This is a genomic window from Lachnoclostridium sp. (genome assembly GCF_031997925.1).
Taxonomy (GTDB): domain Bacteria; phylum Bacillota; class Clostridia; order Lachnospirales; family Lachnospiraceae; genus Lachnoclostridium.
Map to the genome: position 1 here is coordinate 57635 of NZ_DAMADT010000001.1, position 25169 is coordinate 82803.

The window sequence follows — 25169 nt, forward strand, 5'->3', positions numbered from 1 at the left end:
TTACTTAACTATTGAAACGAGAAGAAGGTAACTGAAAAAATCAGTTACCTTCTTCTCGTTCGATGAAACATTACTGTCTCATCCTATATTAACATCCTAGTTTATGACAAGGAAAAGTTCGCGAAGCATACTTTTCTTGTCATAAACTTTTATTATTTATTCTTATATTCATTAAGAACGCTTTGAATACGTTCTGTTGGGCTTAAGAATTCGCTAATCGAAGCATCGTGATTCAATGCATCAATTAATAATGCAACATACTTACTCATATCTGCACTGATATAGTAAGGTCTGCTAAGTAATTCCTCTGTCTGATAAACAAGGTTTGTAGTCATTACGAAATCAATAAGTCCTTGTTCGTATGCTTCATCAAATTTATCAAGGCCATTTGTAAATAAACCAAAGGTAGCACATACAAAGATACGTTTTGCTTTTCTCTTCTTTAATTCTCTTGCTACATCTAACATACTTTCGCCTGAGGAAATCATATCATCTAAGATTAATACGTCTTTTCCTTCCACGTCCGTTCCTAAGAACTCATGGGCAACGATTGGATTACGTCCGTTTACAATCGTTGTGTAGTCACGACGTTTATAGAACATACCCATATCAAGTCCAAGAACGTTTGCAAAGTAAACTGCACGTCCCATAGCACCTTCGTCTGGGCTGATTACCATCATATGTTTAGAATCCACTAATAAATCAGGAACGTTCTTTAATAAATTCTTGATGAACTGGTAGGATGGCATTACAGTTTCAAAACTCTTTAGTGGAATCGCATTTTGTACACGAGGATCATGTGCATCGAAGGTAATAATACTTTCAACACCCATGTTTGTAAGTTCTTGGAGTGCTAAAGCACAGTCTAAGGACTCACGAGAACTTCTCTTATGCTGTCTGCTTTCATATAAGAAAGGCATAATAACAGTGATTCTTCTTGCCTTACCACCAACAGCAGCAATAATTCTCTTTAAATCTTGATAGTGATCGTCTGGGGACATATGGTTGGTATGACCACATAAGGAATAAGTTAAGCTATAATTACAAACGTCAACAAGTAAGTATAAGTCATCACCACGAACGGATTCTTTAATGACACCTTTTGCTTCACCAGATCCAAAACGTGGGCATTGATGCTTAATTAAGTAGGAGTCTCTTTGATAACCAGCAAATTGCATTGTTGTTGTATGCTCACCGGTGCGTTTTTGTCTCCATTCAACAATATAATCATTTACTTTCTGACCAAGAGCCTTGCTGCTTTCCAAGGCAATGATACCAAGAGTTCCTACAGGTAGGGTTTCTTTAAAATTATCTTGTGACATTGTTTTTCCTCCAGTATTGTTCTAGACATAAGCTATTTGGGGTTTGCTCACGTCGCCTATAAGGGTATAAACTATAATTGATGGCAAGAGATTCACTAGATATCTTCTCTTGTTAATTAAAATTATATAATTTTAACTAGAATTATAAAATTGGCTTTTTTTATGAGAATTTCGCCAAAATCATTTCCGATTCTACTAACTTCCGAAAGCTATATTACTATTATCCTCTTGTTTCGTCAAGATTAAACTCAACTTTTCGAGTGTTTCTTTAGAAGTTTCTGCAAACGAATGTCATCTCCTACAATTTTTAACAATAAATAGTTACTTGAGATTCGTGAAAAAATTCGCTCACTATAATTGGTTTTTAATTGCTCAAAGGACAAATTCGTAGAGATTACGGTTGATTTTTGTCTTAGGTGTCTTTCATTGATGCATTGGTAGAGCTGGGAATTGATGAAGGTGTTATTCATCTCGGTACCGATGTCATCAATAATAAGTAAGTCGCAATCAAGAATATAATCAAATTGATTTCTTATGTCATCCATGTCCTCCGCAGAATTAAATTTATATTTTTCTAGGATTTCAAAAAGCTGAAAGGAGGTAAGATAAATCACTGTATGAGCATGATCCATCAATTCCTTTGCGATACAATTTGTTAGAAAAGTTTTCCCAACACCGGTATTACCGTAAATCAAAAGGTTTTGATAGCTTGTATCAAATTGATTTATGAATTTCTTAGTTTCTGTTACGACTCTTTTAATATTTTCATGAGGTGTTAGCTTTGTTGTTTCATCATAATAATCATCTGCGTAGTAATCATAGGAGAAGGTTGAAAAGTTTTCAAATTGAACGGAATCTCTGACGTTTGACTGATGATAGAGAATGTCAACAATCGCTTGTTTAAAGCAGTGACATTTTTCATTTTCAATATAACCGGTGTCCATACAATCCGGACAGGTATACCATAATGTTAGATAATGATTTGGATAACCTGCTTTTTTAAGGAGTTCTTGCTTCTTAAAAGAAAGCGCTTCGTTTCGCTCCTTCAAATGGCCTAGTGCGGTCTCATCACCTGATAGAGAGAGTTTGGCACTTTGAATGGAACCATTAATGATTTCTTCATCAATCATCGTAAGCTCCGGTATCTTTGCATAAACCTCTTCTTTTCTTTTTTTCAGTTCATACTGATTTTGAAGCCTTCGATTATCGTATTCTCTTAAGATGGTATTGTACTGATAGTTTTTCAGTGCCATTAAAATCCTCCATTCTGTCACCAATCCATGAATTTGGGCAGCAGTATAAAATCACCGTTTGGTTAAGCATAAATTTTCCAGTGAATTTTCTTTTTATTTATACAACTCACATAAGAAAATTATCAACTTTCTTATGTGAGTTGTATTATTTCGTTAGGAACGATTATTTAAAAGACGTTGCTCCATTGAGAGAAAATCCTCTTCGGAGTACTTTCTTTGCGGGAATGCATTAAATCGGTTGTTTGCAGTAGGTTGTTTTGCGGTAGCAGCTTGTTTATTCGCTGCTGAAATAGCAGATTGTTTTGCATGTGCTTCATCCAATTTTACGATATCAGCGTCGCAGGTAACTCCTTTTTTATACCAGTTCTCAAGAATTTTATCAGCATATTTAAAGTCTGGTTTCCCTGTTGCTAACATGGTACGATTACATGCTTCCTCTATAATATTAATATCAAAACAAAACTCATGGAACCAACGATGCATAAACTTTTTCTCAATAGTTCCAGGAGCTCTATTTAAACCGAATGCCTTGTTAATGGAATTATAGTTATTGTTATAAGAAAGTGTAGCAGCCTCGGCTTTTTCGACAGAGTCAATTCCTTCTTCTGCCCAGGAAATCGCCACAGTCTCTATATAGCTTGCGCTCCTTTTATTTTTGGATACACAGTACTCATAGAGATAAAAAATTAATTCAGCAGAAAATCCAACGCTTTCATATAAAAACAGGATTAATTGAACATCAGTTGGTTTTAATAAACGTTCTAACAAACGTTCTACTGTATTCATGATCCACTTTACTTCTTCCATCTCAGTAAGCACTTTGATCTGTGCCTCAGAGTAGTTTGGTTTATGAATGGTTGTTGTTTTTGGGCTATCCGGCTCTTTCGCCACCGCCTTTGTTACTGCTGTCTGTTCCATCACCTCTTGTGTGATAGAAGGTAAATTTTCCTCTGTATTTAAATTATCGTTGGATGGAAAAGTAAATGTTATAGCAGTTATTTGACGATTCGTTGCTCTGGTTATAATGAGCAATTGTTCCTTTTCCCAATAACGAATTGCACGTTCGATATCTTTTTCGGTCTCATCTAATTTTTCAGCTAAGTAAGAAAGAGAAGTCTCTAAGGAAGGATCCTGAAAACAACGAAGCAGATAAAGGTATATCTTCACGAAAGTACCATTGGCACGTGGCATGTATTCATCTAAAAATTTATTGGAAATTACAGTGCTTCCTGCATCTGTAGTTGAAAAGAAAGAAATTTTACTCATAATTTGCCTCCAAGCTATATGAAATAAAAACCTTCTGGGTTGAAGTGAATTTCTTCAACCTACTATATAAGTTGAACTTTAGTATAAAGAACTTAGTTCAACTTATATTCCCCTGTTTTATGTATTAGTGTAAATAGTTCAGGGATTTTTTGAGGTTTCTATATTGGTCTACCCTTGTTGCATGCACATTATAGCATACAAAAATTAAGAATGAAATAGGTCTTTTTGGAAGGTGAAGGGAATCAGATAAAATGTGAATTATGTGGATAATGTGGATAAAGTAGTGGATGAATTTTAGGGAAAAATGGGACATGATTAAAAAAGTGGCTTAAACAAAGGGTTTTTACGAAATGGGTCGTTTCTTGTAGAATTTTAAGAAATAAGAGAAAAATCCACAACCCTATCGGATAATAAATGTTGATAAGGTTGTGGATAATGTGGATAACTATTTCTGAAGTAGAGATTCTCCAATAGATACAACGTCTCCGGCGCCCATGGTTATCAACAAGTCACCGTTGGTACAATGTTCTAATAAAAATTTTTTTATCTCTGAAAAATCTGATATATAGTAAGCTTCTTTCCCTATCTTAAGTAGTTCGTTCTGAATATCCTTCGATGAAATATCACCTGGATTCTCTTCCCTAGCGGCATAGATATCAGCAAGGACTATTTTATCAGCTAGGGCAAGCGATGTTGTGAAATCATTAAAAAAGGATTTTGTTCGTGTGTAAGTGTGCGGTTGGAAGACACACCAAATATCTTTATGAGGATAGGATGCTGCAGCAGTTAAGGTTGCTTTAATCTCTGAAGGATGGTGGGCATAATCATCTACGATTGTAATTCCATTTAGTACACCCTTACGCTCAAAGCGTCGTTCGGTTCCCTTATAAGCTAAAAGTGCCTTTTTAATTGCAGACATAGAACCGCCAAGGGCATCCACAAGAGATATCGCTGCCAAAGAGTTTAATACATTGTGATCACCAATGACACCCAGCTTAATACCATCTACAAACTTACCATGCTTATATAAGTCGTAGCTGCGAAGACCAAAATCATCGCTGGTAACATTGCAGGCAGCATAATCATAACGATCTTTATTTTGCTCAAGCTCTTTTTCTGAGGAAAACATACCATAAGTAATAACGTTACAAGAGAGGTCTTTTGTTAGTTCCTCATATCGGTCAATTCCACCCCAGATTACTAAGTTTCCATAGTCAGGAAGTTTTTTTGCGAAGGTATGAAAAGAATTTCTAATGTCTTCAATATCTTTAAAGAAGTCTAAATGCTCTGCCTCTATATTAAGAATAATAGCATGTGCAGGATTAAAACTTAAGAAGCTATTTTTATATTCACAGGATTCAACAATAAAATTTTCGGAATGACCAATACGAATATTACCTTCAATATTATCAAGAATACCACCAACCGATATGGTTGGATCAAAATTCCCTTCTAGCATCATTAAAGAAACCATTGAAGTTGTGGTTGTCTTTCCATGAGTACCGGAAACACCGATGGCATTTTTATATTGTAGCATTACCTGACCTAAGAAGTCAGCACGATCTAGCATCGGTATGTTATGTTTTTGAACAGCTTGGTATTCTATATTATCAGATTTTACTGCAGCAGTATATACTACAAGGTCGATATTATCTGTGATATTTTCTGCCTTCTGTCCAATAAAAATGGTAATGCCTAAATGTCTTAATCGATCCACAATTTTGCTATCCTTTGCGTCTGACCCGCTAACAGTAAAACCTTTGGTATGTAGTAGCTCAGCAAGGCCGCTCATACTAATGCCTCCGATACCGATAAAGTGTACGTGAATCGGTTTGGTAAAGTCAATGTGATACATATAGAATGTCCTCCAGTCTTTATAAAAAGCGGAATGAGAAAGACCGCTCTAATGCAGGAAACAATAATTCCTGATATAATACTTATGCTATAATTAAGAAAACGGTGTCTCTAGTACGAGGCCTATTTTACCTTTGCATGAGAATTTTCATACAGAAATCACAGGAAAGTGCAATCACTGTATTTACTTGCTATTATAACCGATTTGTATGAAATTACAATCGTTCCCTGGAAAATAGCAAATATAGGTAGAGACCTATTAAGAGAAATTGCATTAGAATATTAAAGTTAGATAGGAAATTGGAAGAGTTTGTTATATAATATGACAATAAGGGGCAGAGTATTACGTTAATGGACAAGGAGTATTAAGGATACAATATGAAATTTGTTAAATTGTTTTGCTAAAATGATAAAAATATCGCGATTATTTCGTAAAAAATAGGCTAGAATAGCTATGAAAATTGTAGAAAAATAGATGATTTGATAATTTAAACATTAATTAATAAAATCAAAGAAAAAAACTAGTAAATATATTCACAACTTGGTAATAAAATGTTATAATGGAAATATAAAACAGCAAGAGGTGGTGGCATGATTAAAAAAGAAATGATCGCAATGCTATTAGCTGGTGGACAAGGCTCACGTTTGGGAGTGCTTACCTCGAATATTGCAAAGCCGGCAGTCACATTTGGCGGTAAGTATCGTATTATTGATTTCCCACTAAGCAATTGCATTAATTCTGGAGTAGATACGGTAGGTGTATTAACACAATATCAACCTCTACGTTTGAATACGCATATCGGGATTGGTATCCCGTGGGATTTGGATCGTAACATTGGTGGGGTATCTATATTACCACCTTATGAGAAAAGTACAAATGCAGAATGGTATACTGGTACTGCTAACGCGATTTATCAGAACCTAAAATACATGGAGTATTACAATCCAGAATATGTTCTTATTCTTGGCGGTGATCATATCTATAAGATGGATTATGAGGTCATGTTGGAATTTCACAAGAATAAGAATGCGGATATCACACTTGCGACCATACCAGTTCCGATGGAGGAAGCATCACGATTTGGTGTGGTTATAACAGACGAAGACAATCGGATTCGTGAATTTGAAGAAAAGCCAGCGAAGCCAAGAAGTAATCTGGCTTCGATGGGAATCTACATATTTAACTGGGAGATACTAAAAGAGGCTCTCATTAATTTATCAGAACAAAAAGGGTGTGACTTTGGGAAACATATTATCCCGTATTGTCATGAACGTGGTAATCGTGTATTTGCTTATGAATATAACGGTTATTGGAAGGATGTTGGCACCTTAACCTCTTACTGGGAATCTAATATGGAACTAATAGATCTTGTTCCAGAATTTAATCTCTATGAAGAGTTTTGGAAAATCTACACGAAGAGTGATGTAATACCACCACAGTACATTGCAGGACAAGCGGTGGTAGAGCGTTGTATTATTGGCGAAGGTGCAGAAATTTATGGAGAGGTATACAATTCTGTCATCGGTCCTGGCGTTTTTATTGAAGTAGGTGCAATTGTCCGAGATTCAATTATTATGAAATCAACAGTAATTGGAAGAAACACGAAAGTGAATAAAGCGATAATTGCAGAGAACTGTGTCATCGGAGCAGACTGTGAGCTTGGTGCATTTGAAGAGATACCAAACGTTTTATATCCAAACATCTATTGTGATGGTTTAGTAACGATTGGAGAAGAAAGCGTGATACCGGAAGGTATAACGATTGGTAAAAATACAGCAATCTCTGGTAAAACTTATAAGGAAGACTACAAAGAGGGGTCTCTTTTTAGTGGACAATGCTTAATTAAGGCAGGTGGCATGGTATGAGGGCAATAGGAATTGTACTAGCTGGCGGAAACAGTAAAAGGATGAGAGAGCTATCAAACAAAAGAGCGATAGCAGCGATGCCAATTGCTGGGAGTTACCGAAGCATCGATTTTACCTTAAGTAATATGTCAAATTCACATGTACAAAAAGTTGCAGTTTTAACACAGTATAACTCAAGATCGTTGAATGAACATTTAAGTTCGTCAAAATGGTGGGATTTTGGTAGAAAGCAAGGAGGATTATTTTTATTTACTCCGACAATAACAGTAGATAATGGGTTTTGGTATCGTGGTACAGCAGATGCGATATACCAGAATTTAAACTTTTTAAAAAATAGCCATGAACCATATGTTGTAATCGCTTCTGGAGATGGAATCTATAAATTGGATTACAATAAAGTGTTAGAGTACCACATCGCTAAGAAGGCGGATATTACAGTAGTAACAAAGAGGCTACCAAGTGAGGATCAGAACAATCGATTTGGGTGCATCCAGATCGATGAGGATAACCGAATTGTTGAATTTGAGGAAAAACCATTGATTCCAGTATCCTCTCTCGTATCTATTGGCGTATATGTTATTCGTAGAAGGCAGCTAATAGAACTAATTGAAAAAGCGGCACTAGAAGAACGTCATGACTTTGTTTCAGATATCTTAATAAGGTATAAGAGTCTGAAGAGGATTTACTCCTATGAGATTGACAGCTATTGGAGCAATATTGCTTGTGCCGATTCCTATTACAAGACCAATATGGATTTCTTAAATATAGACATAAGGGACTACTTTTTTAAACGGTATCCGGATGTGTATTCTAAGATTGATGACCTACCACCAGCTAAATATAACGCTTCGTCGGTAGTTAAGAATAGCTTAGTTTCCAGCGGATGTATTATCAATGGCGTGGTGGAAAATTCCGTGCTATTTAAAAAGGTATATGTAGGAAACAACTGCACCATAAAGAACTCCATAGTTCTTAATGATGTACATATTGGTGACAATACTTACATTGAGAATTGTATTGTTGAGAGTCGTGATACGATTCAGTCGAACACGACTCATATCGGAGAAGAAGGAAATGTTAAGATTGTCATTGAAAAAAATGACCGTTATGTATTATAGGAAGTCATTTCTGGTCAACTGACAAAAGAATGAGTGCTAAAGGGGGATGCTGTATGCAGATCACGGATGTAAGAGTACGTAGGGTTAGTAAGGATGGTAAGATGAAGGCAGTAGTTTCAATTACCTTAGACAATGAATTTGTAGTACATGACATTAAGGTAATTGAAGGAGAGAAGGGGCTCTTCATTGCAATGCCTAGTCGAAAAGCTGGAGATGGGGAGTATCGGGACATCGCACATCCGATCAACTCTACCACAAGAGATAAGATTCAGAGTATTATACTAGAAAAATACGAACTCGCTGCCTTGGAAGGTAATATAGAAGAGGCAGAATAGATTAACTAGCTAAGGAGCTAAATTAAACTGTTTAAAAAAGTTACATATGTCCCAAAAATACAGCTGCCAAAGAAAATGGCAGCTATATTTTTAGGATTACCCGCCACGTAGTGGCAATGAGGTTATGAGCAAGTAGCGTAAGCGGATTGCGAATATCCGCTTTGATTCAGAAGGCTGAACGGTTGTAAATAAAAAAAACTTTGGGAATGAAAACTTATTGAAACTTTTTGGAGAATAGGGTACTCTATATATAAAGAGGGAGTTTTTTATAGAAAAATTTTTTGTGCCTTTTAGGTACCAATTGGAATAAAAAAGGCATGAAAGCTTGCAAAAGGTTCTCGTAGAGGGCATTAAATGAGGTGAGCACTTGTCCCTCAAGGAACATACAAAAGATTAAAATCACGCAAAAGTAGGTGTGACAATTCCCCTAGTAATTATGTATGTAGTAACGAAAAATACGAAAGTGTATAAAGTAATGTAGGTAGTAGATCCCTAACAAAATTAAACTAGCTATGAAAGACATTATAAGCATAGTGGATTTACAGGATTTACCAATGTTCTAATTAGACAAAGAAACATCCTTTTGACGCTTACAAAGATGTTACAGTAATTGGCATAAGAGTGGAGGAAACAACAGATAACTGTTAACTATGGATTAGGAAGGTAAATATTGTGAGACGTCGTAGAAGAAGAAATAGAAAATTATTGTATGCATTACAAATATCTTGGATTGTACTTGCTATTACAGCAACGATTGTAATAATTACACAAAGTAGTAAGTGGTTTGGTAATGGAGATAGCACGGAAGTGAATGCGGAAGGTACCATTGGCAATAATGGAGAGCCAAATGGGTCAACGGATCAAGATTCCTCCGGTGATATACATACCGGTACACCAACGCCAGAAGTTACGATTACCCCTACAGTTTCACCAGAGGGAAGTGGTAATGAGGCAGGAGATGATGGAACTGGGCAGGTTGGTACTCCAAGTATAACACCTGGCGTGGGAGAAAATGAAGGGTCTACGAATCCAGGAGAGACAACACCACCTGAGGATAATGGTGACTCTAGTGCATCTATTGGTGATTCTGATCGTGTAATTGATCCAGAAAAACCAATGGTTGCGCTAACATTTGATGATGGTCCTTATCCACCAGTAACAAAGAAAATCCTAGAAACATTAGAAAAAAACGATGCAAGAGCTACCTTTTTTGTAATGGGAAATCGAATGGATACGTATGGTGAAACAGCAAAAATGGTTCATGATGCAGGAAATCAAATCGGAAATCATTCCTACAGCCATAAGGATTTGACAAAGCTTGATAAAAAAGGTATTGAACACGAAGTGGACTATTCCAACGAGTTAATTAATGAAGTGGCAGATGTAGGAAACGCTTTCCTTCGTCCTCCATATGGAGCAAAAAGTGAAAAAGTTTCTCAGTATGTCAAAGTACCTATGATTGCATGGTGCGTAGATACATTAGACTGGAAATCAAGAGATAAGAATGCAGTATTTGAAGAGGTTAAGAAAAGTGTAAGTGACGGTGCCATTATTCTTATGCATGATTTATATCCTTCAACTGCAGATGCAATTGAATTAGTAGTTCCATGGCTGATTGAGCAGGGATATCAAGTTGTAACCGTTGAAGAAATGTTTAAAGCCAAGGGAATAGAGTTAGAAGCAGGTAAAATTTATTATAATGCAAAATAATATTTAACAGTTGCAGCTATAATACTATGAGTAATATAAGGATAAGTCAAAGATTTTAGTAGAACAATTTGTTTCACTAAAACAATTGGCTTATCCTTTTTAATATATGGGAAGTTGCCAATATATTAAAACTTTTGCGAAGTCACTTTGTTCTGAAAAAGTCATAAAGATTTTGTTGTAATAAGATTTCGAGTAAATTATAATAATAGAAGAGAACAAATATAAGATGAAAGAAAAAAATAGGTAACTAAGTTAAGAAACCGCAGGTATTCCTTACCCATAAAACCCTAGGGAAGGATATGTGCGGTATACTGTGTTTGAAACAATTATACATGACAAGGGAGAAGTCCGTGAATGTAGTTCTTCTTGTTCATAGCAAGTAAAGTGGCTTACTAATTCATCTTGTATTGAAAAATAGTACACGATAAGAAAGTTTATGATAGATTATATTTTTAATTTTACAAAAAGAAATGAGGGATAACATGTATATAATTATAGGTTTAGGAAATCCAACAAGAGAATATGAGGCAACAAGACATAACATAGGATTTGATGCCATAACACGATTAGCAGATGATAATAATATTTCACTTGATACAAAAAAGCATAAAGCAATCTGCGGGAAGGGAATGATTGGTGGAGAAAAAGTAATCTTGGCAAAACCGCAAACGTATATGAATTTAAGTGGGGAAAGTGTCAGGGATTTAATTGATTTTTATAAAGTTACAAAGGATGAGATTATTGTAATCTATGATGACATTAGTTTGGATGTAGGACAGCTTCGGATACGAACAAAAGGAAGTGCTGGAGGCCATAATGGAATTAAGAATATTATTGCGCATTTAGGATCCGACGAATTTTATCGTATTAAAATTGGTGTTGGTGATAAACCAAAAAACTGGGATTTAGCAGATTATGTATTGGCACGCTTTCCAAAAGAAGAAGAGCCTGCAATAAGAGAAGCATTAGAAAAAGTTTCGAAAGCGTGTGAGACTATCATTAGAGACGGTGCACAAGTAGCAATGAATCTTTATAATAAAAAAGAGACAAACGCATAAAGGAAATAATGCATAAAGGAAATAACGCTAAAAGCAGCGCGGAAATGAGGTATAACATGAAGACATTTACTGCACCCTTGCAGGAATATCGGGAATTTCAAGTAATTGAGCAAAGCATTCAAAAAAATCAATATCCACTTTTAATAACAGGATGTATCGATTCGCAGAAATGTCATCTGATACATGCTCTCTCCGAAGGGATTGTATGCAAGCTTGTGATTACTTATAATGATATAAAAGCCAAAGAAATCTATGAAGATTTGAAGCTTTATGATCGCAATGTGTATTTATATCCTGCTAAGGATATTATTTTTTACAGTGCGGACATTCATGGGAATGCTATAGTCAGGGAACGTATGAAAATTCTAAAGAATCTTTTAGAGCGAAAACCTATGACGGTAGTGGCAACAATTGATGGAGGTATGGATAAGTTATTACCACTGGAGTATCTTTCGGATAAAATCATCTGTATTAAAGAAGATTCCACAATTGAATTTGAATCCTTAAGTGAAAAGCTAATCCACCTTGGATATGAACGTCAGGGACAAGTGGAAAATCCAGGCGAGTTTGCCATTCGTGGAGGTATTATAGATATCTATCCATTAACAGAGGAAGCTCCTTATCGTATCGAGTTATGGGGTGATGAGATAGACTCTATTCGTACCTTTGATGTTGGAAGCCAACGTTCTATTGAAAGAGTTAGTGCAGCAGTTATCTATCCGGCTTCTGAGATAATTTTAGAACCTGAGGCGCTTAAAAAGGGACTTCATAGGTTAAATGAAGAACAAAAAGAGTATGTTGCTAAGTTAAGAGGAGAGCTAAAGACCGAGGAAGCTGCGAGAATTCAACAGATTGTACAGGAGTTTAAGGAAAATCTTGAATGCTTACAAGGTTCTTTAAATCTAGATAGCTATATTCGTTTCTTTTATGATAAAACCTGTTCTTTCTTTGATTACTTTGCCAATGATAGTTCAATTATTTTTGCAGATGAACCAAATCGTCTGGCAGAGAAAGGTGAGGCTGTATTTACCGAGTTTTCAGAAAGTATGGTGGGACGTATTGAAAAAGGATACATTTTGCCAAGCCAAATGGATGTTATCTATGACTATAAGGAGCTGTTAGCAAACCTAAGTCGAAGAAACAGTATATTAATTAGTACGATGGATCATAAGGTAATGCAACTTGCTGCAAAAAAGAAAGTTGATATCACCGTTAAAAGTGTTAATCCATATAATAATAATTTTGAGATTCTAATAAAAGATTTACAAAACTGGAAGAAAAACGGTTATCGTGTGATCTTGCTCTCTGGATCCAGAACCAGGGCAGCAAGACTTGCGCAGGATTTAAGAGATAATGAATTACCTGCTATTTATAGTGAGGATGTTGATAGAATACCAGTAAAGGGTGAGATTGTGGTTATGCATGGCAGTGTTCACCGTGGATTTGAGTATCCGCTAATTAAGCTTGTAATTATCTCAGAAAGCGATATCTTTGGTGCTGAAAAAAAGAAGAGAAAGAAAAAGCCAAGTTATGAAGGCAAGCAGATTCAAAGCTTTACTGATTTAAATATAGGTGATTATGTCGTACACGAAAATCATGGGTTAGGAATTTATCGTGGTATCGAAAAAATCGAAGTTGATAAAGTTAGCAAAGATTATATTAAATTAGAGTATGGCGGCGGTGGAGTCCTCTACATCCTAGCAACTGGGTTAGACGTTATTCAAAAGTATGCCGGAGCAGATGCAAGAAAGCCAAAACTGAACAAATTAAACTCTGTAGAGTGGAAGAATACAAAAGCCAAAGTAAAGGGAGCAGTAAAAGAGATTGCCAAAGAGCTAGTAGAGCTCTATGCGACAAGGCAGGCGAAGGCAGGTCATACTTTTTGTGAGGATACGGTTTGGCAAAAGGAATTCGAAGAGATGTTTCCATATGAAGAAACAGACGATCAGTTAAGAGCGATTGATGATACGAAAAGGGATATGGAAAGTAAAAGAATTATGGATCGCTTGGTTTGTGGTGACGTTGGCTACGGAAAGACAGAAATAGCAATTCGTGCAGCATTTAAAGCGGTTTCGGATGGAAAACAAGTTGTATTCTTAGTACCAACTACGATCTTAGCGCAACAGCACTATAATACATTTAGCCAGAGAATGATGAATTTCCCAATTAGCGTTGATATGTTATGCCGTTTTAAAACACCGGCTCAGCAGAAGAAAACGTTAGAGCGATTAAAAAAGGGACAGCTTGATATCTTAATTGGAACTCATAGAGTTTTATCAAAAGATGTTCAGTACAAAAATTTGGGGCTTTTAATTATTGATGAGGAGCAGCGTTTTGGTGTTACTCATAAAGAGAAGATCAAACAGATGAAAGGCGATATCGATGTTCTTACCCTTACTGCTACTCCAATTCCAAGAACTCTTCATATGAGCTTAGTTGGAATCAGAGATATGAGCGTTTTGGAAGAGCCGCCGGTTGACCGTTTACCGATACAGACCTTTGTGCTAGAGCATAATGATGAAATCATAAGAGAGGCAATTAACCGAGAATTAGCAAGAGGTGGTCAAGTATATTATGTGCACAACCGCGTGAATGGCCTGGATGAGATTACAAATACAATAGCAAGGCTTGTTCCAGACGCTAATGTGGCATTTGCCCACGGGCAGATGCACGAACATCAGCTGGAAAAGATTATGTTTGAGTTTATAAATGGTGAAATCGATGTATTGGTCTCAACCACAATTATTGAGACTGGTCTTGACATATCCAATGTAAATACCATGATTATTGATAATGCGGATCAATTAGGATTATCCCAGTTATATCAGTTACGTGGACGTGTTGGACGTTCCAACCGTACTTCTTATGCTTTCCTTATGTATAAAAGAGATAAGTTATTAAAGGAAGTTGCAGAGAAGCGTTTGCAGGCAATTAAAGAATTTACAGAACTCGGATCGGGATTTAAGATTGCGATGCGAGACCTTGAAATTCGTGGAGCTGGTAATCTTTTAGGTGCTCAGCAAAGTGGTCATATGGAAGCTGTCGGATATGATTTATATTGTAAGATGCTAAACGATGCTGTGAAAGGATTAAAGGGAGAGATTAGTGATGAGGATTCCTTTGATACAAGCATTGACATGGATATGGATGCCTTTATTCCATCTACTTATATTAAAAATGAGATGCAAAAACTTGATATGTATAAGCGTATCGCTGGAATAGAGAATGAAGAAGAGTTTATGGATATGCAAGAAGAGATGCTTGATCGCTTTGGAGACATTCCAACCTCTGTAAATAATCTTCTAAATATCGCATTACTTAAGTCAATGGCTCACCAGGTGTATGTTGGTAATCTGGTCCAAAAAGGTACGGAGATTAAGTTAACGATGTACCCGAAGGCTAAGATTAAAGTTGAGATGATACCAGAGCTTCTTCTAAAACTTGGTAACAATTTAAAGATGACTCCTGGTGCTACACCGTTTTTTACCTATCATATGGCTAATGTAATTAAAAATCCTAAGGTTGGAACGATAGACACATTAGCAGTTTTTGAGAGTGTAAAAAATCTTTTATTAGAGTTTCAAATCCTTGTATAAGTGTGAAGTGTGAAGAGAATTTCTAAGGCGCCAAAAGACGCCGCCTAAGAAATTCTAAATCTTCCGGGTCTCATTCATTGTTTGTACCGCCTTTGGCGGTATGTCTACTGAGCAGGCATGATTTCAAAGATTATAAATAGAGATACCTTGGGGTAAGTGAAACAAGCTTTAAATGCGCAAAAAGCATGCGTAGGAATGGAGGATAAGATGAGAAAGATAAAGAGAATAGGCACGATAGTATTAGCGATAACTTTAGCGACTTCCTTGTGGGCATGCAGTAAAAATAAAGGTAATGATGTAACGAATGAAGATGGGATAACGGTAGTTCCTGAAATGCCTGCGCAGGAAAAGCAAGGGAAAACAGTTCTTACTGTGAATAATCTTACGGTTAGTTATGAAGAAGCGGTATTATATTTTCAATCTAGAAAAGAAGAGATTGAAGACTTATATGGCAAAGATGTATGGAGTCTAGTTGTTGATAAGGATGGTACCACCTATGAGCAATTATTAAAAGATTCAGTATATGAAGAGATAGAATACTTAATGCTTGTTTGCTCTAAGGCAGAGGAATTAGGGATAACGTTATCAGAAGATGAGTTATTGGATGCGGATGAATTTACCGCGGACTTTATTAGTAATTTTTCACAGGAAGCATTGGATTATTATGATGTGAATAAAGAGGTTGTGAATAAGATTTATAGAGACAATATGCTTGCTAATAAAATATATGAAAGTCTAACCTTAAATGTGGATACAGAAGTATCTGACGAATTAGCAAGACAATCGGTGTTTCAATATATCCTTGTTGGCAAGTACGGATACGATGCAAATGGAAATCGAATTGAATACACAAAGGAACAATTAGAAGAAGCAAAAGACCATGCTTATAAATTAAGAGAAGAAGCACTTGATGCAAAGAACTTTCACGATTTTGCAGCGGCAAATTCCGACGATGAAAATGAAGTTGAAATTACAGTTGGAAAGGGCGATATGAAGGAAGAGCTAGAGAAGGTTGCATTTGCCTTAGACGAAGGGGAAATCAGTGATGTCATAGATACAGAAGATGGCTACTTTATCTTTCGTTGTGTTTCCTTATTAGATCGTAACGCTACAGATAGTAAAAAAGAAGATATTATCATTGCGCGTCAAGAGGAAGCATTTGATGTAGAGTACAGCAAATGGCAGGAGGAGAAGGAAGTTAAGCTAAACAAAGAAATCTGGAACTCCATTGATATTACAGGTGAATTAGTGAAATAAAATCTTTCACCAAAGGAATTAGGAGAAAAGTAAGGGGGGTGGGAGTATGATAGAAATCAATCATTTGACCAAAATTTATAAACTAACGAAACGGCAAATGAGGCAGTTAAAAACAAAAGAGAGTTTAAAATGTGCAGTGGATGATGTTAGTTTAACAGCAAAGCCAGGGGAGATTTATGGATTGTTAGGTCCAAACGGCGCAGGGAAAACGACAACACTTCGTTGTGTAGCAACCCTGTTAAAGCCAACGAAAGGTTTTATTAAGGTGAATGGCTTTGATACAATAACGCAATCGAAGAAGGTTAGGGAATCCATTAGTTTTCTAACGAATGAAATAAAATTAGACCCGCAATTCTCTGCAAAGTATATGTTCCATTTCTTTGCTAATCTTCATGGAGTGCCAGAGAGGGAATCGATAGAGAGAAGAGAAAAGTTATTCCATTACTTTGGAATCACTCCTTTCCAAGACAAAAAAATTGAAGAGCTGTCTACGGGCATGAAACAAAAAGCTGCGATCGCGGTATCTTTAGCTCATGATCCTAAGATAATAATCTTTGATGAGCCTACGACTGGCCTTGATATCGTAACTGCAAGGAGTGTAACAGATTATTTAAAGGAGCTTAAAAAAGAGGGAAAACTTATCATTATTTCGACCCATATCATGAGTGAAGCAGAAAAACTTTGTGATAGAATTGGAATTATCATTCAAGGAAGAAAGGTAATGGAGGGTACTTTATCGGAGATTCTTAAAGAGACTAAGACAAATGATTTAGAAGATGCTTTCTTTCAACTATTTAAAACCTATAATAAGGAGGAAGCATAAGATGAAGGGTGCTAATATTATTTTTAAAAAAGAATTGAGACGTATTTTTCAAGATAAAAAGATGATATTTAGCTTATTTATACTTCCTGCAATCGTTATTATCGGAATGTATTCGTTAATTGGGGTAATGATGAATCGGATGGCTGTTGATATTAAGAAGCATGAATCTATCGTCTATATTCAGAACTTGCCAAAGGAATATGAGGGTTTACTAAAAGCTTCAGGATTTTTAGAGGGTGCGAAGGTTACCTATCTTACCAAAGAAAGTTCTGTTAAGGATTATGAAAATAAAATATTAGAGGAATCCATTGATTTATTGGTATCCTTTGAGGAAAACTTTAATAATTCAGTAGCATCTTATGGGAAATCGGGTGATGTTATCCCTAAGGTAACACTGTATTATAATACTACAGGGAAGTACTCTACAGAGGCGGAGAGCAATTTTCGTACGCTGGTGCTAGAGCCGCTACAACAACAGTTATTAGCGAAGCGTTTGGGTAATCTTGAAGTTTTACAGGTATTTCAGATTGCAGAGAAGGTAATTGTGGATGCGGATAAACAAAATGGGCAGTTTTTAGCGATGTTATTACCATATATGATAACCTTTATGTTATTTGTCGGTGCGATGAGCCTTGGAGTAGATGCCATTACCGGTGAAAAAGAACGCCAAACGATGGCGAAACTTTTATTAACCCCTATAAATAGAAGTGAGATTGTTTTCGGTAAATTAAGCTCTCTTGCTGTCCTATCTAGTATTTCTGCTGTAGTTTATGCCGTTTCTATGATTATAGCGATGCCGATGATGGAAAGAAATTTAGGTTCACAGGGGGGGCCAATTAGTGTACGATTTGAAGTGACGCAGGTAGTAGCGTTATTCATAACTATGATTGTTATGGTCTATTTGTATGTCGGGTTGGTTGCCCTTGTTAGTGTATTTGCAAAGACAGCAAAAGAGGCAAGCTCCTACATTTCGCCGCTTTACATCGTAATAATTGTGGCTGGTATGTTGACAATGTTTCAAGGAGGAATAGAAAAGCCTCTTTATCAATACGCAATTCCGGTATACGGTAACTCTCTAGCAATTCAAAATATTATGACAAATGAGCTTACACTAACTCAATTTACCATATCCAGCTGCTCCACGTTAATCCTTGCAATTTTTGTAACGATAGCAATTGCAAAAGCCTTTAATAGTGAAAAGATAATGTTTAATGCATAGGTGATGCAAAGAGATGAAGTATGATATATCAAATTGGGTACCCTTGTTTTATTAGCATATCATGTTATAATGGTGATTAAAACAGGTAGGCAGCCAAAGATTGGAGAAAGAAATGTTAGAGAAAAAAGAAACTTCAATGCCAGTGGAACAATCCCAATTGCATAATCATGATGGAAGTCTCACGAAACTATTGCATGATATTCCACAAGAGCATGAATTCTTAATGGCTGCAGAGGTCTTTAGTCAGCTAAGCGATGGCACAAGACTTCGAATTCTTTGGCTATTATGCCATAGTGAAGAGTGCGTAAACGATATAGCCGCTGCAGTTCGTATGACAGCACCTGCGGTATCACATCATTTAAAAACATTAAGACAGACTGGGATTATTAAAAGTAGAAGACTAGGAAAAGAGGTCTTATATACTTTAGAAGATACACCGAAGGCAACCTTAATTCACAAGATGGTGGATAGCATCTTTGAGATTAATTGCGGTGCATCAAGGTAGGTATAGGCTTTTAATTTTGATTGTGAAAGATAGAAAGAGGAATCCAAGATGGAGGAACAGAGGAAGAATAAGACTGCAATTCCTAGGTATCAACAGATTGCAGTGGAGATAGCATCAAGGATTGCAAGCGAAGAATATAAGGTTGGAGATAAGATATATGCTCGTTCTTCTATTGCAGGGCAGTATGGAGTATCCCCAGAAACTGCCAGAAGAGCTATTTGTGTTTTGTGCGATTTAGAGATTGTAACATCCGAAAAAGGTAGTGGTGTTACGATCAAGTCAACAGAAAATGCGATAAAGTTTATTAAACAGTACAGCAAACGCCAAACGATTGATACAATCAAAGATAATATCCAACAAAGTATTATAAGGCAAAGAACGGAAATGGAAATTATGAATCAACATTTGACGGAACTTATTTCTGCTTCTGAGCATTTTCGGTCGTTAAATCCATTTATGCCATTTGAAATACTAATTACAAAAAATTGTGTCTATCTTGGTAAAACGGTAGCAGAATTACAATTTTGGCAACATACTGGAGCTACTGTGATAGCCATTCGACGAGGAGATGAGACCATGATTTCGCCTGGTCCCTATACACATATTAAGGAGCATGATATCCTATATTTTATTACACAGGATGATGCTCCCGATCGGGTTAAAATTTTTTTATATCCAACTACAACAGAATAGGAAAGATTAAGCACTCATTCATTGGGTGCTTTTTTAATTTACGAGGAAATTGAGCAGCAATTTCACAGTATGTATCGCTTTAGAAAGTGGCTCAAAATACAAAGCAAGTCTATTGTACATAAATACAGTTTATAATCTTAGGTATTGTTATATTGTTCTCCGTAGATACTATATTTTAAAGCAATCATTTGTTTTTCACTTTTTATTTATGGTAGACCACATCTTCCAATTATATGCGATATTACAAAGGAAAAACGTATAAATTGTTTGACAATTCGAATTGGAAGAAAGGATTTTTCTTGACAAAGTAACAACTTTATATTAGGATATGAGTTGTTACTTTAAGGCGAAAGAAATATAATCTTTCTTTTAGTTCCTTTCTTTAGAAAGTTTCTTTCTTTTAGAGAGTTTCTTTCTTTTAGAAAGTTTCTTTTATCTAGTTAGTGTCCGTACTGCGGTCACAAATAAAAGATACGCATTAGATAGCGTAGGAATGAGGTGACTCAATTTGATTCAATTTACTAACATTACAAAAAGTTTTAAGTCTAAAAAAATACTAAAAGACGTTACTTTCAACATTGATACAGGTAACTTAGTAGCAATCATTGGTGAAAGTGGTTGTGGAAAAACAACATTGTTAAAAATGATAAATAGGCTCATTAAGCCATCGAGTGGCACTATTTCGATTGATGGTGAAGATATTCTATCCTTAGATGAGGTTTCGTTACGAAGGAAGATTGGCTATGTAATCCAACAAACAGGATTGTTTCCCCATATGACAATTAAAGAAAATATAGAGATCATACCTAAGATACTTAAAGTAGATTCTGTACAACTTACGGAAAATACAAAGAAATTGATGAATATGGTAGGACTTGATTATGAGGATTTTATTAACCGATATCCAACTGAATTAAGTGGAGGGCAGCAGCAAAGAGTTGGTGTTGCGAGGGCATTTGCCAATGATCCTGACATAATATTAATGGATGAGCCATTTTCTGCACTTGATCCGATGACGAGGTCTGATCTACAAGATGAGTTAGTACAATTACAATCTAAGCTAAAGAAAACGATAGTTTTTGTTACTCACGATATGGACGAAGCGATTAAGATAGCAGATAAGATATGTATTATGAGGAAAGGGCACGTACTTCAATATGATACACCAGAAAATATCTTAAAAAATCCGGTTGATGATTATGTATCGAACTTCGTTGGCAAAAACCGAATTTGGTCTTCCCCAGAATTTATCAAAGTGCATGACTTTATGATGAATAAACCGATCACAGCTACAAAAGATCTCTCAATTTTAAAATGTATTGATAAAATGCGTCAACAAAAAGTTGATAGCCTTCTTATTATTAATCCTGATAATCATCATTTGCAGGGTATTTTGAAAGCCAGCCAGATAAGGAACGTTGGAGATAGGAAACAACCTGCAGAAAACTTCATGGTTACAGACTTCCCAACATTACATCCCGATAATACCATAGTTGATGCATTAAAGTTAGTGACAGAACAACAAATCTCAACGATTCCGGTTACCAAAGAAGATGGATATTTGGTAGGTTTAGTCACCCGTAGTAATTTAGTTACCACACTAAGTCAGCAGTATTATAACGGTGATGAGGAGGTGGGGGTATGAGTTTCATAGATTATATTGCAAATAATTACGAACAAATTATAAGACTTCTATTGGAGCATATAAAACTTACCGCAATTTCAGTTGGGTTTGCCATATTAATAGGAGTACCGCTAGGTATTTTAATCTCTTATGCAAAAAGGGTGAGTAAACCAATTTTAATGGTAGCAAACATAATACAAGCAATTCCTAGTATGGCATTGTTAGGCTTTATGATTCCATTCTTGGGAATTGGTATGGTTCCAGCAATAGTAGCTGTTATCCTGTATTCTCTACTACCTATCATTAAAAACACATATACTGGAATCGATAATATCAATCCACAAACTTTAGAAGCTGCAAAAGGTATTGGATTAACTCCATTTCAGGTGTTAACCAAGGTTCAAATACCTCTTGCATTACCGGTTATTATGGCGGGTGTAAGAATTGCTTCTGTAACTGCAGTTGGCTTAATGACTATGGCTGCCTTTATAGGTGCCGGGGGGCTAGGATATCTTGTCTTTTCAGGAATTAGAACAGTAAATAACAATCAGATTTTAGCTGGAGCAATCCCTGCATGTTTACTTGCATTATTTGTTGACTTCCTGATTGGACTTGTTGAGAAGTTAGTAACCCCGATTAGCTTGCAAAAAGGTGAAAATAGTCAGAAAAAGAAAAAACGAGGGATTCAAAAAGGGATTCTTGCAGTAACAGTACTTGCTATTATAGCCATTTTTGCTTTGACAACAAGGACAAATGCAAACAATCAAAGAGTGATAACGATAGGCTCCAAAGACTTTACAGAGCAGGCTATACTTGGAAACCTTGTTGCAGATCTCATTGAAAGTAAAACAGATATTGTAGTGGACAGAAGGTTTGACCTTGGTGGAACTCAAGTTTGTTTCTCAGCATTAAATAAAGGTGAGATTGATATGTATGTAGAGTATAGTGGAACAGCATATTTGAGTACACTTGGTCATACCGAGAAGAAAGATAAAGACCAGATCTTTGATATTGTAAAAGAGGAATTCAAATCAAAGTATGACATTGATGTTTTAAAACAAATGAGCTTCAATAACACTTATGCATTAGCAGTAACAGAAGAGACTGCATCTAAGTATCAACTAAAGAAAGTTAGTGATCTTGCGAAGATAGCCAAAACGATGAAGGCAGGTACAACTTTTGAATTCTTAAACCGAGAAGATGGATTACCTGGTTTACAAAAGGAATATGCATTTACCATTGGAGAAACCTTCGCAATAGATGGTGCTCCAAGATATACAGCTCTTGTAAATAAAGATGTGGATGTAATAGATGCATTTACTACAGACGGACTATTAAAAAAATTTGGATTAACTGTATTAGAAGATGATAAAGGATTTTTCCCACCTTATTACGCTATGCCAATAGTTCGTTCGGAGACCTTAGCACAATATCCAGAGATTATACCACTCTTAGAAGAGTTAGGAGAAATATTGACAAATGATACTATGCTTGAATTAAATTATCAGGTGGATGAGCTACAAAAAAGCCCTGAAGCTGTAGCAAAGGAATTTTTACAGAATCAAAATTTAATACCTTCAGAATAATATAAAAAAGACAATCTATAATTGGCGAATAAGCTAATTATAGATTGTCTTTTTAACTTCATAAGGAAGTCCTTCGCTTCCTTAATTGGGGGTAAGGACTTACCTGTTGTAAAATGCCACGTAGTGGAAATGAGGTAGAGCAAGTAGCGTAAGCGAATTGCGAATATCTGCTTTGACTTAATTAAAATTGCACTTGGGGAATCACTTTGTTCATTTCGAAAAAATCACATTTTTCTTATTGACAGCATAAGATAATGTGTTATAATAAAAACAATTAAATAATTGTTTAATTGTTCAACTGTTCAACTATTTAAATGCTTATTGAATTTTCAATAATTTAGAATAGTTGAGAAGAAAAGAATGATGCTAAGGATAAGGAATCTTCAGTAAATGAGCTTCATTCTTTGAACTTTAAAGCGTAATAACGCTAGGGTTAGAATAAAAAAATTAATGAAGAGGAGAATCGGTATGAAGAAAGTAGTCAAACTAGAAAATTTAGATTGTGCAAATTGTGCAGCAAAGATGGAGGATGGAATATCTAAAATTGCAGGAGTAGAAAAGGCAACAGTAAGTTTTCTTATGCAGAAGATGACAATAGTTGCACCAGAGGAACAGATGGAAGATATTTTAAATCAAGCAGAAAAAATAATTCATAAACTTGAACCAGATGTTGTACTAAAATTGTAATTGGGAAGTAAGAATCTAAGTTTAGAATAATACAACGTAATAACATAATTTTAAAATAGAAGTAACATAGAAAGAGTAGGAGGTAGATCAATGAAAAAGCATAAAAAAAATTTAATACGTATTATCGTAAGTACTGCAATATTCTTATTGGCAATCCTCTTGCCATTACCTAATATTGTAACCTTATTATTATATATTACCGCTTATATAATCATTGGCTATGATGTTTTATGGAATGCATTTCGAAACGTAATTAGGGGGCATGTTCTGGATGAGAACTTTCTTATGTCAATCGCAACCATAGGTGCGTTTGCAATTGCAAAATATGATGAGAGTATTTTTGTTATGCTATTTTATCAGGTAGGAGAACTCTTTCAGTCCTATGCAGTTGCTCAGTCTCGTAAATCTATTACTGCACTTATGGATATACGGCCAGATTATGCGAATTTAATAAAAGATGGTGAAATCCAGGTAGTAGATCCAGAAGAGATTATGCCAGGAGATCATATCTTAATTAAACCAGGTGAAAAGATTCCACTAGACGGTAAAATTTTGGTTGGTCAGACTTCAATTAATACCAGTGCCCTTACTGGTGAGTCACTTCCTAGAGAATCCTCGGTGGGAGATGAAGTGATTAGTGGATGTATCAATTTAAATGGTACGATTGAGGTGGAAGTAACAAAAGAGTTTGAAGAATCTACGGTTTCTAAAATTCTGGAGCTTGTAGAGAGTGCCAGTGACCGTAAGGCCAAGAGCGAAGCATTTATTACAAAGTTTGCGAAGTATTACACTCCTTCGGTGGTAATATTTGCAGTGTTATTAGCAGTAATACCGCCAATATTTGTACCAGGTGCGCTATTTTCGGATTGGTTATATCGTGCTCTTATTTTCCTAGTTGTGTCTTGTCCATGTGCACTCGTAATCTCCATTCCGCTTGGATTCTTCGGTGGTATTGGAGGTGCTTCTAAGAAAGGTATCTTAATAAAGGGTAGTAATTACCTAGAGTCACTGTCAAAAGTTACTGCAATTGCATTTGATAAAACTGGCACCTTAACAAAGGGTAACTTTGTTGTCCATGATATTGTAACGGATTCCTTATCGAAGGACGAATTATTAGAAGTAGCTGCTCTTGCGGAAAGTCATTCAAGCCATCCAATTGCAGCATCGATACGAGAAGCATTTGGAAAAGAACTCTCTATGGATCGCATTCGTGAGGTACAAGAAATTGCCGGTTTTGGAGTTTTTGCTATCGTAGATGGTCAGCAGGTTTATGCAGGAAATATGAAGATGATGGCAGAACAGAATATCGAGGTTAAGCTATTATCGGAAAACATTCCAATTGGAACAACGATTCATATTGCTATTGACGGCAATTATGCTGGATATCTTGAAATTCG

Annotated in this window: 19 protein-coding genes; 15 read left to right on the forward strand and 4 right to left on the reverse strand. The window is 35.8% G+C overall.

The features are described from left to right. Positions 1-152: 152 nt before the first annotated feature. The 4 genes from RTP52_RS00255 to murC all read right to left on the reverse strand — a co-directional run bounded on the left by RTP52_RS00255 (position 153) and on the right by murC (position 5696). Positions 153-1322: a ribose-phosphate pyrophosphokinase gene (locus tag RTP52_RS00255; RefSeq protein WP_312368502.1), complete on the reverse strand. Its 1170-nt coding sequence runs from the start codon at positions 1320-1322 to the stop codon at positions 153-155. 248 nt (positions 1323-1570) lie between these two features. After that, positions 1571-2575, reverse strand: coding sequence for an ATP-binding protein (locus tag RTP52_RS00260; RefSeq protein ID WP_312102005.1), 1005 nt, complete (start codon positions 2573-2575; stop codon positions 1571-1573). Positions 2576-2728: 153 nt separating this feature from the next. Beyond that, positions 2729-3841 carry a DnaD domain-containing protein gene (locus RTP52_RS00265; RefSeq protein ID WP_312368504.1) on the reverse strand — a complete coding sequence of 371 codons (1113 nt, stop codon included), beginning with the start codon at positions 3839-3841 and terminating at the stop codon, positions 2729-2731. Between the two features lie 445 nt (positions 3842-4286). Then, complete coding sequence (gene murC, locus RTP52_RS00270; protein WP_312102012.1) at positions 4287-5696, reverse strand: UDP-N-acetylmuramate--L-alanine ligase; 1410 nt, start codon at positions 5694-5696, stop codon at positions 4287-4289. Positions 5697-6286: 590 nt separating this feature from the next. On the opposite strand from murC, the gene RTP52_RS00275 reads away from it, so the two are divergent. The 15 genes from RTP52_RS00275 to RTP52_RS00345 all read left to right on the forward strand — a co-directional run. After that, positions 6287-7561, forward strand: a complete 1275-nt coding sequence (locus RTP52_RS00275; protein WP_312102014.1) for a glucose-1-phosphate adenylyltransferase — start codon at positions 6287-6289, stop codon at positions 7559-7561. Further along, positions 7558-8679, forward strand: coding sequence for a glucose-1-phosphate adenylyltransferase subunit GlgD (glgD, locus tag RTP52_RS00280; protein ID WP_312102017.1), 1122 nt, complete (start codon positions 7558-7560; stop codon positions 8677-8679). The genes RTP52_RS00275 and glgD overlap by 4 nt, the downstream gene beginning before the upstream one ends. Positions 8680-8732: 53 nt before the next feature. After that, positions 8733-9014: a septation regulator SpoVG gene (spoVG, locus tag RTP52_RS00285; RefSeq protein ID WP_312102019.1), complete on the forward strand. Its 282-nt coding sequence runs from the start codon at positions 8733-8735 to the stop codon at positions 9012-9014. Between the two features lie 672 nt (positions 9015-9686). Then, entirely contained in the window at positions 9687-10724 is a 1038-nt protein-coding gene (locus RTP52_RS00290) for a polysaccharide deacetylase family protein (RefSeq protein WP_312368507.1), read from the forward strand. A 482-nt stretch (positions 10725-11206) separates the two neighbouring features. Then, a complete protein-coding gene (gene pth, locus RTP52_RS00295) occupies positions 11207-11782 on the forward strand; it encodes an aminoacyl-tRNA hydrolase (RefSeq protein ID WP_312101859.1) in 576 nt (191 codons plus the stop codon). 56 nt (positions 11783-11838) lie between these two features. Next, positions 11839-15378 (forward strand): transcription-repair coupling factor, encoded by a 3540-nt coding sequence (gene mfd, locus RTP52_RS00300; RefSeq protein ID WP_312368509.1) that lies wholly within the window; start codon positions 11839-11841, stop codon positions 15376-15378. Positions 15379-15585: 207 nt separating this feature from the next. Then, positions 15586-16635, forward strand: a complete 1050-nt coding sequence (locus RTP52_RS00305) for a peptidylprolyl isomerase (RefSeq protein ID WP_312101856.1) — start codon at positions 15586-15588, stop codon at positions 16633-16635. Between the two features lie 46 nt (positions 16636-16681). After that, a complete protein-coding gene (locus RTP52_RS00310; RefSeq protein WP_312101854.1) occupies positions 16682-17458 on the forward strand; it encodes an ABC transporter ATP-binding protein in 777 nt (258 codons plus the stop codon). Between the two features lies 1 nt (position 17459). Further along, entirely contained in the window at positions 17460-18677 is a 1218-nt protein-coding gene (locus RTP52_RS00315) for an ABC transporter permease (protein WP_312101851.1), read from the forward strand. 112 nt (positions 18678-18789) lie between these two features. Further along, positions 18790-19182 (forward strand): ArsR/SmtB family transcription factor, encoded by a 393-nt coding sequence (locus tag RTP52_RS00320; RefSeq protein WP_312101849.1) that lies wholly within the window; start codon positions 18790-18792, stop codon positions 19180-19182. Between the two features lie 48 nt (positions 19183-19230). Next, entirely contained in the window at positions 19231-19875 is a 645-nt protein-coding gene (locus RTP52_RS00325) for a TrkA C-terminal domain-containing protein (protein ID WP_312368510.1), read from the forward strand. Between the two features lie 508 nt (positions 19876-20383). Next, positions 20384-21520, forward strand: coding sequence for an ABC transporter ATP-binding protein (locus RTP52_RS00330; RefSeq protein ID WP_312101845.1), 1137 nt, complete (start codon positions 20384-20386; stop codon positions 21518-21520). Further along, entirely contained in the window at positions 21517-23085 is a 1569-nt protein-coding gene (locus RTP52_RS00335) for an ABC transporter permease/substrate-binding protein (RefSeq protein ID WP_312368511.1), read from the forward strand. Before RTP52_RS00330 ends, RTP52_RS00335 begins: the two co-directional genes overlap by 4 nt. Positions 23086-23553: 468 nt before the next feature. Further along, positions 23554-23772 (forward strand): heavy metal-associated domain-containing protein, encoded by a 219-nt coding sequence (locus tag RTP52_RS00340; RefSeq protein ID WP_312101840.1) that lies wholly within the window; start codon positions 23554-23556, stop codon positions 23770-23772. A 90-nt stretch (positions 23773-23862) separates the two neighbouring features. Next, positions 23863-25169 (forward strand): heavy metal translocating P-type ATPase (locus RTP52_RS00345; RefSeq protein ID WP_312368513.1); only part of this gene is annotated, 1307 nt, incomplete at its 3' end.